The organism is Rhodopseudomonas sp. BR0G17 (assembly GCF_010907025.1).
Lineage (GTDB): Bacteria > Pseudomonadota > Alphaproteobacteria > Rhizobiales > Xanthobacteraceae > Rhodopseudomonas > Rhodopseudomonas palustris_H.
This window is the reverse complement of sequence record NZ_QUML01000058.1, coordinates 1-13,722: the sequence shown is the minus strand read 5'-3', so window position 1 is coordinate 13,722 and position 13,722 is coordinate 1. Positions and strand designations below refer to the sequence as shown.

Below are 13,722 nucleotides of genomic sequence, written 5' to 3'. Positions count from 1 at the left end.
ACAACACCCTCAGCTACCACAAACCAAGACAATCCCAGCGCGGATGAATTCTCTCAAAGCACGACATCAATGATCGTCGCAGCGCTGTCACGGGAGCTACACCGCACCGCAGAGACGGCATCGTCCGGCTTTCCCTGGAGAGATTATGGAAAACTCGAAATTCCTCCGCTCGACCGAGCTCTCGAAGAGCGCATTGGCAAAGCGATCGACATGCTCGTCGCCAGGTGGGATTCGAACACCCCGCACTCTAAGCTCAACTCAAAGACATACGGACACAACGACATCCTATCTCTAAGTTGGCACTATGATGTATTCAAATTCTCGATTCGCAATTCAAGCAAAGACCAAGAAATCGCCGACAGCTGCAAGAGACTCTTCCAATCTCGAGCGCAACTATTCGTAAATCCAAGCGAAAAACGACACGCCATCTGCAATATATTTCGCGAACAATCAACTCAAGATCCAAACAACTCAACTATTGGAAATTCAAGCTACATACTACTCCGATTCATTCGATGCCTCCGCGCAATTGATACACCAAACGACCCTGCAATAATCAATTCAATAGCGAGCGCAGCAAAGCGCTTTCGCTCGCGCATCCACGATCACCTTTCACTCGCAGAGATTGTAGATAGCCGATTCGATGCAGCCGAGCTCGCGTTCTGCTTAGAGGGACTACTTCATCTCAGCTCAGAGCAGGTAGACCCCCTGCTATTCGAACGCACGATAACCGTCTTGGCAAAAGCTCAAGAACAAAATACATATTGGCGGTCTGAAACCCCCCTGTTAGTAAGACGAATGGGCCACGTCCTCTTTCCTATAGGGGTTGAGGCCGCCAGATCGATACTCAATTCCATCGCTATTTTTGTGAGATCCGGCTCAGCACGAGGGAGCCGAAGAACCATCCAGCCCCAGTACACATCACTTCTGAAACGCTACTGGGCTTGGCTCAAGACTAGACAGACTGCCATTAAACTAAACGGCAAGCTAGTCTATGGATGGCATTCCGAGTACGTGAGCGACGCCAGACTTATAGATACCTGGGAATCGAGTCAGATACTCGAATTCTTATTGGGCCTAAGAACTATACTCGCCGCAGACGCCGCACACCAATTACTCACTCGATCACGACTTGCAGTTCGATACCCAAAACCACCAAATACCGACTGGAACAATATCATCAAATCAAACGAACCGTGCGGCCGCACGCCGTATGATGTATATCGGCAAATCGGCGAAGATTTTATCGAAAGCCGGAAGGCCAAAGCCGCGCCTGAAGCGCACAATTGGTCAATGTTGTTGTACGGCCCGCCTGGAACCGGGAAGACAACGATCGCCGATTCTTTAGGCGACTTCTTGAACCTTCCGGTTATCACCGTAACGGTGAGCGACTTTCTTGGCGAGGGAGAATCTCGCATGGAAAGTCGTGTCAAGAACATATTCACAGTCATAGAGCGTCAGCCGTCCGCGATCGTACTATTCGACGAAATGGATCAATTCCTTCTGGATAGAAACTCAAAACTTTTTCGCCAACAGGACAGCGTCTTTCAATTCTTGACACCCGGCATGCTCATCAAGTTCGCAAACTTACGCAAGTCCCGGTCGGTCATATTCATCATCGCGACGAATTACGAGGAGCGAATAGACCCAGCGATAAAACGTACGGGCCGAATTGACCGAAGATATCTTCTTTTACCACCCGACACTAATCGACGTTTGGCAATTCTCCGAGAATGCGAGGCCCATCGAAAGCTAATTGACGGAGCAGATCAAAGAACGCGTGAGCATATTTCCGAAGCGTCCTGTCTACTTACATACTCCGACCTGAAGCACGTTACAGCAAAGCCTCACGCTGGCGTTGATAAGTTAATCGAGGACCTAAAGAAGGCCGATCGAACCGTGAAATTTTCCACGCTCTCGTCTCGCCTCAAATGCAGATCGAACGGCCTTGAAGAAGAGATTAAGGGGCTTATGCAACTGATTGATGAGGCGCAAGTTAAGCCAATGGCAAAGGAAGGAGAATGGTTTGGAAGTCGCGAGTTTATTGAATTTGCTAACGAACTTAAGAAAGACCACGAGCATTTATGGAATTACTACGACACACTGAATAATGAGAAAGACAACCGTCGCTACACCAACGACGACACCCGCATTGAGTTTCAGGCTAAGATCCTGACCTGAGATTCCAATTGCTTACCGCGGCTACATCATTGATGGTGAGTGACATAATTAGCAAACTTCTTCAGCTCGCGTTAGGTTGTCCTTCGCCGCGCGCACGTGCCCCCCTGGCCAGGCCCTCTCCCGTACGCGGGAGAGGGAGATCGGACGCTCCGCTCACCCCCCGCCAATTTCACCAGCTTGATGGCGTCGAAATCCTGGACGCCGCCATCGACGCGCTGTGTGTGTAGAACAGCATGTGGGGCTTGGCTGAATACGGATCGCGCAGCCCCGGCGATCGACCATGCGAGGGCCGCGGCGAAAGCTGTCGACACGGTCACAAGCGCGTTCGCCGGGATGAGGGGCCCCCTCTCGACATCGGCTTACCGCCAATTGGTCCGGCTGCGTGACGGAGACACATTCTCCCAACCCGACGACAACTTGCCCCATCATTTCGGCTTGAACGTCCCATCGTCCAGAAAGGACAGGCACATGCCGGCGTCGCCGGCCTGCGGAAACCATTTCGAGGATGCGATCGCTTCGAGTTGCCGGCGCGCTTCCACCGGCGCGACCGCGAGCTTGAATTTCGCGGCCTGAAGCCGCACCTGCATGTTGGGGTGCTCGAAGAGGCTGAGAAGCGCGGTGCGCTGATCGCCGTCGCGCGACTTCAGCTCGTCGGCAATCTCTGCCATCACGCCGTACAGCCGGTTGAACCTCGCGATCTGGTTGCCGAGCAGCGCGTCGTCCTGGTCGACCGTGATTCTGGCAAACGGAGCCACAAGGTCGGGCGTCGCCATCCCGTGCAGATCCGGCTTGCGCATGGCTCCGACCTCTGGCGGCGGTCCGTCTCAATGGGCTGTGCGTATCTCCGCGTCGGCTGCGGGGAATGCGCCGGCAGCTTATCAGCGCTCCACTGTCGCTCGAAATACCACCGATGGAGCAGCCCTATTCTTCAGTCACGAAAGCTGCCAGGACTACTCGCCGACATCAAGGCCGCTCGTGATCGAGTGGTCAGTCGTACGGCGGTTGCGATGCTTAGGCACTCGTAAGATAGGCGGTCGGTGGGTTACGGCGCTACGCGCCTAACCCACCCTACAGCCCTAACCCCACCGTCCGATGGCAGCGCCGCGCTCGGGTCGCCCTCACCCCGGCCCTCTCCCGCGCGCGGGAGAGGGAGAGCGAGCGCTGAGCCTCAGCTCGCGGCAAACTTCACCAGCTTGATGGCGTCGAAGTCCTGGACGCCGCCGCCGACGCGCTTGGTGGTGTAGAACAGCACGTAGGGCTTCGACGAATACGGATCGCGCAGCACGCGCACGCCCTGGCGATCGACGATCAGATAGCCGCGGCGGAAGTCGCCGAACGCGATCGACAGCGAATTCGCCGCGATGTCCGGCATGTCCTCGGCGTCCGCAAGCGGGAAGCCGGCGAGGCTGGCGCGGCCGCCGGCGGTGACCGGCGGCTGCCACAGATAGGCGCCGGAGGAATCCTTGAACTTGCGGATCGCCGCCTGCGTCCGCCGGTTCATCACGAAGCTGGCGTTCTGGCGATAGCCCGGCCGCAGCGCGTAGATCACGTCGATCAGCACGTCGCCGGGCGCGGTGGCGGCGAACGCGCCGGCGGCGCCGGTCGCGATGGTGCCGAGCTTGCCCCAGCTCCAGGCGCTGTTGGCCGCGGTCGGCACGGCGAGGAAGCCCTTCGGCTTACTGACGCCGTCGCCGGACACAAAGGCGATGCCCTCCTGCTCGGCGAACGCCTGGTCGATCTCGCCGGCCCGCCAGTCGTCGATGTTCACTGCAGAGTCGTCGAGCAGCGTCGCGGTCGCGGCCGGCATCGCGTACAGCTCCATCGCCGGAAACGACAGCGCATCCAGCGACGGCGCATTGGTCTGCGGCCGGGCGTCGCCCTCGCCGACCCAGCCGGTCGCAGGCCCGGCGGTGACGAACGGCTTCTTGTACACGCCGCCGGAGATCTCGCGCACGGTCGACAGCGAGCGGATCGGCGAGATCGCGGCGAGCCGCGAACTGATCGACTGCTCGAGCTCGGTCGGCACCAGATAGCCGCCGTCGGGCGCGGAGCCGGCCGACAGCGCCTTGGTCTCCAGCCGGCGCAGGCTGGCGGCCTCGCCGGTGCGCACATAGGCCTCGAACGCGCTCTTGTGCTCGCGCTGATCGGCGGCCGGCTGCGGCCGCTCCGCCGCGAGCTGCGGCCGCGCCGCCTTCAGGGCGAGCTCGTCGAGCCGGCGCTGCTGATGATCCAGCGCGGCGTCGATCCGCGCCAGCTTCTCCTCGGCCAGCACGTCGCCCTTGCCGGTCTCGATCGCCTTCAGCCGCGCGTCGTTCTCGGCCTTGTAGTCCTCGAACGCGCGCATCAGGGCATCGAACACCTGCTGCGCATCGTCGCCGGCAAAGCCGGCCTTGGTCTCGGGGGCATGGTCGAAGGTGGTCATCATGAGATCCCTTGTGGTGATGATGAAGAACGTCGGTCTTTAAAAGTCGTCGCCGCGATCCGCAGCGCGCCCCCTCTCCCGCGCGCGGGAGAGGGCTGGGGTGAGGGCCGCCGCGCAGCGCAGCGCTGGGGCTCACGAGGACGCTTCCTCGCCCGCATCAGCACGCCGTGCCGATCCGGCCGCACGCGGGGAGAGGCCGAGGCGTACGCAGCCGGTGATACTCGCCAGCGCCTGTTTGCGGCCGGCGCGGGTGGACAGCGTCGCCGCGATCCTCCCGCGCCGGATCGGCGATGCCGGTGCCTCCGCGGCATCGCCGGAACTGATCGCTGCCGCGTCGTGGACGCGGCGCCACGCCGCCTCCGCCGCGGCGCGCTGCGGCGAGGGCCGCGGCGTCTGCTTGACGGTGGCGATGCGCGCGCCGTTCAGCAGCGGAAAGGTGACGATCGAGATCTCCCAGAGATCGACCTGGTACAGCCGCCGCACCCGCGTCCTCGGATCGATCTGGCCGCGCACGGTGCGATAGCCGATCGACAGCCCGTCGATCGCGCCGGCGCGCAGCAGCGCCAGCAGCTCGCGGCCGCGCGCCACATCCGGGATCAGCCGGCCGCGGGCACGCAGGCCGCGCAGGTCTTCGGCCAGCTCCAGCCAGACGCCGACCGGCTCGGCGGGATCGTGCTGAAACAGCATCGGGATTTTTCGCAGGCCGCGCTGCTTCAGCGTCTGGGTGAAGGCGCCGGGCATCACCATGTCGCGGGCCTGGTCGATCTCGCCGAACAGGCTGGCATAGCCGTCGATGCTGCCGTCCTCGGCGAGCGACAGCCGCGCCGGCAACGGCGCAGGCGAAGGCGACGGGGCGAGCGCAGGCAACGGGGCAAGCATGTGCGGCCTCGCAAGATACGCGTGAGTGCGGATGGCGGTGGTGAGCGGTGGTCTGCGCGGCGGCGGCGCCCGCGGGCGCGCGGCGGTTACTTCGCGCGCTTGGCCGACCGCTTGCGCGGCGGCGGCTTGGGCGCAGCACGCCGCGGCGCCGGTTTGCGCGGCGCGCCGGACAGATGCGCCAGGAACTCGCGGAAGATCGCCTGCGGATCGCGCGCCGACTTGGTCTCGGCGCGGACGCGGGTGAGCACCATAGACAGCCGCTGCATCGCCCTACTCCTCGTCATGCGCCCGGCGCCGCGCGCGGCGGTTGAACAGATCGAGCGCGTGGACGAAATCATCAAACCGCCGCACCGCCGCCGCCCACTCGCGAAGCACAAACCACAACCCGAGACTGGCCCCGATCGCCCACAACAACAGCGCTACGTGAGCGAGGTCACCGCGCTCGGAAAAGATCTTGATCAGATCGGACATCGGCATCTCGCCCGCAGACCCCCGCGTAGTGGGGAGTCGTCCACCTGCCGTTATTCGGCATCATCCGAGTAACGTTCTGCGCTCGCAGTTCAGCGGCGCAAGAACTTGAAGCCATCGCCGGGTGGCTGCTCGTTAATATCTTCATCCCGCAATACGCGTGGCTCCGGCCCCGGTTTGAAGAAACCCGGGAAACGAAAGGTTTTCGGTGGAAGATCCTTGCCGTCGACCCATTCGATGCTGGTCGGTAGTTCGCCGTCCCGCTCCATGAACTCCTTCACAGCGGGCCACGCTTGCGCGTAGGAAATAAACAGACCGATCGGCCGCAAATCGCCCTCCAGCGTCCGCAACCACTCCTTGATCCGGCTCATGTCACCCTTGGAGTAACAATCAAACGGCTGCCTGGTCCGGCCATCCCATTTGCGGTAGTAAAGGAAAACGCCGAAATCCGGCGTGCCGATCATTGTGAGGCGCGCGGTGACCCGATCGATCCCGGGCTGGCCGTCGGTGCCGTACAATCCCGAAATCTCGAGCCCAAACTCGTCGTTTCCGTGCGGATCGGGAGTCCACGGATTTTCGGCCGGCGCCAGGAAGTAAGGCGCTAGCTCGCCGGGCTCCGGCCAACCGTCCGGGTCCAGATCTTGAAAGTAGATCCGCTTCCTCACTTCCTTCTCCAGACTTGCCATTCGCCCTGCCACATCACGCTCGCGCGACCTGATCTTGCCTCGCGGATCGTGACATACGGATTGCCTAATCCCAGTGCGACTTTCGGCAACACCTGTTCACAGCTCCAGCAAACGGGCTGATCGACTTGCAGCTCGATGGACCGATCCACCAGACTACCAATATATCGACTCGCTCGGATGAGAAGATTGGCTTCTGCATGAAACACAGCATCAAGTGGTCGAGATCCCATATTTTCTCCCCTGATCAATTCAGGGTGCTCGACAGCCATCTGATCGCGCAGTCCTGCAGCCAGATTCCAATCGGCGTTGCTGTAACCTGGCGCATGCGAGTTGACGCCGAAGTATACGTCGCCTTCGATCCTTGCGACCGCAACGGTCCCTTTATCCATCGGCCAGACAAGTCGACCAAATAGATCTGTCCTATTATTGTATATTCGATAACTGTTGATCCATGACGTCCCATCACAGGGGCCGAGCTCCGGGATCCGATTGGTGGGCGACGGATCGAGTGGCGGCCCCAGATTACCGCCGACCCCGGTTCGAAGCCGATCGAGATAGGTCTCCGATTCCCTTGCGCGCGCCTCGGCTTTAGCGATCGCGCCATTGATACTTCCGAAGGACTCGAAGCTGAGCTCTCGCGGTTTCCAGTCCTCATCGTAGCGGCGGATTTCGGCCAGAGCCGCTTCGCCGCGGGATGTCGCCAGATCCAAACGGACCAACTGCTCTGTCGACGCCCCCGGAAACCAGGTCGACAGCGGCGGTCGACGGCCTTGAACCTCTTCGAGGTTGTCGCCGACGTCGGTTGCTTCGGAGTTGGGGATCGGCCGTGGATCCTTCCAGGCCAGATCATCAAGGTGCTTAAGCCAGGATTTCAGGTCGGCTGGGCTTTGAGCCCCAAATGCGAGCGCGGAGTTTGCGTCGGCCGAGATATCACTGTCTGTGAGCTCGGCTTCCTGCTGCACCTCCAATGGCCCACTTCCATCTGTCCATCGACCGCCGCCCGTGTGGCCTGCGGGTATCCGGGGTTGGTTCGGATTGAACTTGCGGTCCAGCGCTGCGAACACTTCCGATGAACTTACGCCGGGCTTCAGGAAGCGTACCACATCCGGCCTGATCCAGCGGGCCGCGTCAGGCCGCACGAAGCGATGCGCATCAGGCCGCATCCAGCGCGCGCGCTGATGCGAGAGCCACGCTGACTCGTTATCATTCATCGTCGTGATCCGCTTAAACTCATAACTAGTGAGGGCGATCGTACTAGCACCCGAGCCTATCGCGCTTCGGTGCCGGCTCACCCCAACCCGTCCCCGCCGTCGATCGGCGCGTAGCCGACCGCTTCGCGCTTTTCGTTCAGGGTGAGGAACGGTGCGCGGGTGACGCGGTCCCAAAGCGCGGTGCGGTCCGGTGACAGCGCGTCGATCCGGTCGGTATCGATCACCAGGCGCACGCCGTCTCCGAATTGCGGCGAGAGCCACTGCGCCAGCGCGTTGCCGACGCGCGTCGCCAGCGGCAGCACGGTCTGGCGGACGAAGCTGCGGTTGGCTTCCTGATAGTTCGAGAAGGTGTTGTCGCCGGGAATGCCGAGCAACATCGGCGGCACGCCGAACGCCAGCGCGATCTCGCGCGCGGCGGCGTGCTTGGCCTCGAGAAAATCCATGTCCTTCGGCGACAGCGCCATCGCCTTCCACTCCAGCCCGCCCTCGAGCAGCAGCGGCCGACCGGCATTGGCGGCGCCTTCGTAGGTGAGCTCCAATTCGCGTTTCAGCCGTTCGAACTGGTTCTCGCTGAGCACGGCGCCTTCCGGGCCGGCATACACCAGCGCGCCCGACGGCCGCGCGGAATTGTCGAGCAGCGCCTTGTTCCAGCGCGCCGCCGCGTTGTGGGTGTCGACCGCGACCGCGGCGGCTTCGAGCGGCGCCAGGCCGTAATGATCGTCGAGCGGGTGGAAAAACGTCAGATGCAGGATCGGCGGAACCGGAGCGGCATGCTGATCGAACCGCACGGTGCGACCAGCGACGCTGTAATCATACGCCTCCGCCCAGCCATCGGCGCCCGGGATCAGTTTGATGCGATCGGGCCGCAGCGCGTAAAGCTCGTGCACCGCCTCGCCGAGCGTCACCGCCTCGATATAGGCATTTCCGGCGAGCAGAAGATGCGCGTACAGCGTCTCCAGCAGCGCAGTGCCGTCCTGGCGCGGATTGGGGTGCGCTAACAAACCGGCGAGCGGATGCGCCTCCTTCTCCTGCGCGCCGTCGAATACGCCGAACACGCAGGCGGCTGCATTCTCCGCCACCAGCCTGACGCAGCGATGCACGATCGCATTGCGCACATAACCTTCGCGCGCCAGCCCCGAGTAGTCGCGCGGCGTGAACCGCGCCACACCGCTGCGCTCAAATGCCAGCAGCGTCGCGGTGCGCGAGGTCTTGACCTCCGGGGGAGCGAGAAAGGCCTTCAGCCGATCGAACATCGCTTGCGTCCTCGCTTCAGCAGCCATTGAGCGCGAAGCGACGGGCTTCGCATTTGAGCGATCAGATACGTTTGAGGGAATTGAGTTGAATGGCGTTGTGGGCGCGCGATGTGCCGAATTGATAGGACGTTGTGGGCGTTCGGTCGCCACAACGCAGAGATCCGGCCCTGTCGGGTCGCACCCAAAAGCGAAGCGCCGAGACTTGCTCGGCGCTTGTTCGACGCTTCGTATTCGATGTGACCGGGTGCTGAGCAGAACGCTCGCTGCTACACCCTGAACCACACAAACCAGATCACGCCTAACACCAGCACGGCCAGGCCCGTGCTGATGGTCAGCAGAGCCAGCACCGAGGGGCCACGTTCGCCTTGTCGGGCCTCGACCGGATTTTCGATGATTCGACCTTCATCACGAGTCGCCATGACCCCTCCTCGCTGTTGAGCGCTATCGACATTGCTATCGATGCGCCAACGCACGATCGAAAATCCTGTTCCGAGAGGTTCGGCTGGCAAATGGCGCAAGGCGGGAACTCGATAGCGCGGCTCAGCTGCGGTGAGTGCCGCCGCGATGGCCGCGTTCGACGCCACGACCATCGCGGTCGCCTGTCCGCCGAAGAGTTTTCAGCGGGGCCGTCAGAACCCAATTGTGGAGCATGGCCGGAAGCTACCGGGGCAGCGTGACGCTGTCAAGGATTATTTTCTTAAGTCCGATGATCCCGGCAGGGGCTGCTCGTGGCGGATCTGGCTGCCGAGCAACAGCCCGGCCAGCAACATCATGAAGCCCATCGCGGGCGGTGCGAACAGCGCCTCTTCCTGGAACAGGCCGTTGGTCAGCACCACCAGGATGCCGAATGCAGCCATGCCGAGCAGCAGGATGCCGGAACGGGCGTAGAGCCGCCAACACCACCACGCCACGACCGCGTAGAAGCCGAGCGGAACCAGAGCCGCCACGCCCATCTGATACAGCAGAACGCCGACCGAGCTTTCGGCGGCCCCTTCGACCGCGCCGGCCTGTTGCGCGGCCTGCCAGTTGATGCCCGAGAATCCTTCGGTGAGGTTGCCGCCGGATCCCAGCCCGCGCCCCAGCGGCGCCGCCAGAAATCCGTTCCACCCGCCCATCAGGCCGATGACGTGATAATCGCCGATCTTGAGGCCGCTGTGGATCACCAAGACGGCATAGAGCGCCAGCACCCCGATGGCGCCGAGCAGCACCAGCACCGGGCCGATCACGACCGTCCCGATCCACGCGGCCCCGACGAACAGCACCATGATCGCCGCGCCTTTGACGCCGCATAACAGCATCAACACGAAGGCCAACACGCCAAGACCGGCACGGCCAATCGCAAACAGGAACAGCGAGAAGAAACCGATTCCGTAGGCGAAGCTGACCGGGCTGATATTCGGTCCGTACAGCCGCAGCATCTGGCCGAGGCCGAGACCGCTGAGCAGCGAGGTGTTGAAGAAGTCGACGACGAACAGATCCTTGATGCCGACGATCACCTTTCCGGTGGTGCGCATCTCGCGCTCCCAGACGCCGGATTTCGCCGCCTTGATCTCTTCGAGCCGCCAGTAGGCGTGCCCATTGGTGAGAGCGAGCCAAGTATCGCGGAACAGGAATTCGACGGCGCCGCAGATCAGGATCATCACCGCGATGATGACGATATAGGGCGTCACCCGAATCCGATGGTTCGCAGCCGCCAGCAACGCGAGCTGGAACAGCAGCAGCGGCAGCCCGATGTTGCGGAGATAGATCGCCGATGCCTTCGGCTCACGGCCGAGGCCGATCACGAAGTAGATCCCCATCACCGCCAGCACGGCGGTGCTCGCAAGCAGCATGCGGTTCAGACCGGGCGATCGCCGTGACAGGATCGACTGTACGAACGCCACCAGCCACATCACCGCGCAGATCAGAAAGTTATAGCCTTTCAGAATCTCGAGCTCGGACGGGTCCGTCAGCAGCGACGAATACAGCGAGACGAAGACGTTCTGGAACACCAGCACGAAGATCGCGATCACCGGCCCCTGCGCCGGCATCAGCAGGGCGATCGCAACCGCGATCAGCGTCTCGACCGAAATAGCAAGAACCGGACTGGCGATATGCAGCAGCGGCGAGAATGCGGTCGCCCCGAGCGCGACCGCGAAGGTCAGGAGAATCCGGGCCAGCGGTTCGCCCGACGGATCGGCGGCGGACCAAGTTCCCGTTCCCGATCGTGCATCGCCTAAGGCCGATGTGCCGGCGAGCCGCATGCTTCAGACCTTCGGTTGGCTGTCGGACGACGAACCCAAACGGTTAGCCGCGAACGCCGAAGAAGCGGTTAACCATCGTGGCGTCCGACGAGGCAACGGAGTTCCCGGCTCGTGAGGTTAAGCATTCGGTAAGGATAGACGACCTTCGGCAAGCGTGATGAGCTTGCTGACAGCTCACGGGCCGATCCGACTCCAGCGAAGCCTGATCGGGCTGACGCAGACCGACACTCCAAAGTTGGAGGCCTTATGGCCCAAACATCCCGCCTACCAAAAGGGGCGGAGACGAGAGTTACTTCATCGCCTCGCTGACAGAGGTGTACTTACCCGCCAGACTGTTGCCGAGCGTCGTCACCACGCCGAGGATCACGATGCTGAGGCCCGCGGCGATCATGGCATATTCGATCGCAGTGGCGCCGCGCGTGTCAGCCCAGAAGCGGGAAATCAGGCGTCGCACGGCACTCTCCTGTGTTCGCGACCACATCGCCCTCGGGTTCTTCCGGGGCAGGCTGGAACCGTAGAGGTGACAAGTTACAGGAATCTTGACGGCATCCCGATACTGCGAGCGATCAGGCCCGGGCGGCCGGCAGCACCGCCGGATCAGCCGGAACCAGCCTGGGGCCGGATACGCTCAGCGCGGCGCGGCGATCGAGCACCGCGTGGTGGAACTGCTCCAGCACCAGGCTGAACGGCTCGAGGTCTTCAATCGCGCCGTCGTCGTAGCAATCCAGCGTGTCGTGCAGGATCTTGTCGATCTCGTGCTGCAAGGCGTCCAGCGCCTCGAGTGACTCTGCCTTCCGGGCCTTGGCGACCATCGCCAGCGCACGGTCGCGCATCTTGGCGCCGGCTTCGCGCTCGTCGCGGCTCAGATAGCTGCGGAACCAGGCGCCGGCCGAACCGAGGCCGGACAGCAGCAGCACCAAGCCCCAGATGTAGTCGCTGTTGCGCTCCATGAAGGTGCGGTCGGTGCCGTCGATAAACGCGGCGGCGCCGGGGTGGGCCGGCAACGCCGCATCCTTCTCGGTGTCGGGCGCTTCGATTTTGCCGGCGAGCGGCATCTCGCGGGCGATCTGCTGCCGGGCGGCAAAGATCTGCCGGGTCAACTTGGTGACCGTCACCGAGGACAGCGACTGCCGCGCGATAATCAGGTGGTTGACGCTGACGGTGTCGACCTTGTCCTCGGGCCGCGCCGGCTGGGTCGAGAAGATGCTGCCCGGGATCTCTTCGGAGTCGTAGATCGGGTACTTCTTGGCGATGGCGTCACCGACATCGACCGGCAGGAACCGCGGCTCGCCCCGCGCCTTCGCGGTCGCGGCGATCGCTTCGCCGGTGATCTTGCTGTCGAGCGGCCCGACCGCCAGGAACGCATCGAGCGCAGGATCGTGCGCCATCTCGGCGAGCTGGCCGGTGGCGAACTGCTCCTTCTGGACCTTGTCGGGCGCGACGCCGGACTCGGCCAGAATGATGTCGAACAGTTTGATATTGGCCGGCGTCCGCCCGATCACGCCGACCCGGCGGCCGGCCAGATCGGCAATCGTCTTGACCGACTTCTTGCCCTTTCCGGCCGACGACGGCGCCCACAGCACCACCACGTTCTTGCGCAGCACCGCGACCGCCTGCGCGTCGGCAGGCAGGTCGAGGTCGGCGCGGGTCACCGCAAGGTCCGCCTTGTGGTCGCGAAACGCCTCGATGCTCGGCGTCGCCCCACCCGTCACCAACGGCACCAGCCGCACCGCAGCCCGATCCCGAGCAAAACTCTGCGCCAGCGCCTGCACCAGCTTCAGATCGTCGCCGCCGCCCGGCCCCACCGCGATCTTCAGGCTGACGGGCCGTAGCTCGTAGAACACCAAGGCAAGCACGCCGACCGCAACCAGAATGAATGTCAGCACCGCCGCCAGCACAAAACGCTCGCGATTGCGGCGTCGCCGCTTGCGGAAACTGTCGCTGCCACTGCCGTCCGGGGATGCCATCCCGTCACCCGCTTCTCGCGCCGGGGCGGCGCCGGCTCACGCCCTGCGCCGAGCTTACGGCCGTTGTGCGGCAGAGTACTCAATTTTCAAGGGCGGGGTATCGGCAAATCCGACCGTCGACGCCTACTCCGAAAGCGCGAGCGTCGGTTCGGGTCCGGCCAGTTTGCGCTCTTCCATCACGACAATGCACAGCGCCGAGGCCGTCAGCATCAGCGCCGCCGCGGCGAACACCCAGCGGAACGCCGCGACCATCTCGGCGGACCCGACGCTGCCGACGACATGGCGATGCTCGGCGCCGCCAAGCTGCACGTCGCCGCCGAGCGCGATCAGCAGGATCGCCGTGAATCCGGCCACGGTGAACGAGGCCATCAGCGCCCGGAAGAAGTTCATCGCGCCGGTCGCGGTGCCGATC

Annotated in this window: 13 protein-coding genes and 2 pseudogenes; 1 reads left to right on the top strand and 14 read right to left on the bottom strand. The window is 62.9% G+C overall.

Features of this window, described 5'->3' with window-relative positions:
* Window positions 1-2,181 (top strand): ATP-binding protein (locus DY467_RS24590; protein WP_205502771.1); only part of this gene is annotated, 2,181 nt, incomplete at its 5' end.
* Window positions 2,182-2,342: 161 nt separating this feature from the next.
* Here DY467_RS24590 and DY467_RS26900 read toward each other — a convergent pair.
* The 14 genes and pseudogenes from DY467_RS26900 to DY467_RS24525 all read right to left on the bottom strand — a co-directional run.
* Window positions 2,343-2,446: pseudogene (locus DY467_RS26900) on the bottom strand (phage major capsid protein); the annotation flags it as partial.
* Between the two features lie 160 nt (window positions 2,447-2,606).
* The gene (locus tag DY467_RS24585) at window positions 2,607-2,978 is read right to left on the bottom strand and encodes a DUF2019 domain-containing protein (protein WP_164639624.1); all 372 of its coding nucleotides are present in this window, start codon (window positions 2,976-2,978) and stop codon (window positions 2,607-2,609) included.
* Between the two features lie 371 nt (window positions 2,979-3,349).
* Complete coding sequence (locus tag DY467_RS24580) at window positions 3,350-4,606, bottom strand: phage major capsid protein (protein WP_164639622.1); 1,257 nt, start codon at window positions 4,604-4,606, stop codon at window positions 3,350-3,352.
* Window positions 4,607-4,735: 129 nt separating this feature from the next.
* Entirely contained in the window at window positions 4,736-5,482 is a 747-nt protein-coding gene (locus DY467_RS24575) for an HK97 family phage prohead protease (protein WP_164639620.1), read from the bottom strand.
* Window positions 5,483-5,568: 86 nt separating this feature from the next.
* Complete coding sequence (locus tag DY467_RS24570; protein ID WP_164639618.1) at window positions 5,569-5,748, bottom strand: hypothetical protein; 180 nt, start codon at window positions 5,746-5,748, stop codon at window positions 5,569-5,571.
* A 4-nt stretch (window positions 5,749-5,752) separates the two neighbouring features.
* On the bottom strand, window positions 5,753-5,953 hold the full coding sequence (locus tag DY467_RS24565) for a hypothetical protein (RefSeq protein WP_164639616.1): 201 nt from the start codon (window positions 5,951-5,953) through the stop codon (window positions 5,753-5,755).
* Window positions 5,954-6,042: 89 nt separating this feature from the next.
* Complete coding sequence (locus DY467_RS24560; RefSeq protein ID WP_164639614.1) at window positions 6,043-6,636, bottom strand: hypothetical protein; 594 nt, start codon at window positions 6,634-6,636, stop codon at window positions 6,043-6,045.
* A complete protein-coding gene (locus DY467_RS24555) occupies window positions 6,612-7,847 on the bottom strand; it encodes a hypothetical protein (protein ID WP_164639613.1) in 1,236 nt (411 codons plus the stop codon). Before DY467_RS24555 ends, DY467_RS24560 begins: the two co-directional genes overlap by 25 nt.
* 77 nt (window positions 7,848-7,924) lie before the next feature.
* Complete coding sequence (locus DY467_RS24550) at window positions 7,925-9,100, bottom strand: phage portal protein (RefSeq protein WP_164639611.1); 1,176 nt, start codon at window positions 9,098-9,100, stop codon at window positions 7,925-7,927.
* Window positions 9,101-9,366: 266 nt separating this feature from the next.
* Entirely contained in the window at window positions 9,367-9,690 is a 324-nt protein-coding gene (locus DY467_RS24545; RefSeq protein ID WP_164572110.1) for a hypothetical protein, read from the bottom strand.
* Between the two features lie 99 nt (window positions 9,691-9,789).
* The gene (locus DY467_RS24540) at window positions 9,790-11,343 is read right to left on the bottom strand and encodes a hypothetical protein (RefSeq protein WP_164639610.1); all 1,554 of its coding nucleotides are present in this window, start codon (window positions 11,341-11,343) and stop codon (window positions 9,790-9,792) included.
* Window positions 11,344-11,632: 289 nt separating this feature from the next.
* A complete protein-coding gene (locus tag DY467_RS24535) occupies window positions 11,633-11,797 on the bottom strand; it encodes a Flp family type IVb pilin (RefSeq protein ID WP_012495417.1) in 165 nt (54 codons plus the stop codon).
* 112 nt (window positions 11,798-11,909) lie between these two features.
* On the bottom strand, window positions 11,910-13,310 hold the full coding sequence (locus DY467_RS24530) for a TAXI family TRAP transporter solute-binding subunit (protein WP_164639608.1): 1,401 nt from the start codon (window positions 13,308-13,310) through the stop codon (window positions 11,910-11,912).
* Window positions 13,311-13,433: 123 nt separating this feature from the next.
* Window positions 13,434-13,722 (bottom strand): annotated as a pseudogene (locus DY467_RS24525) (MFS transporter); the annotation flags it as partial.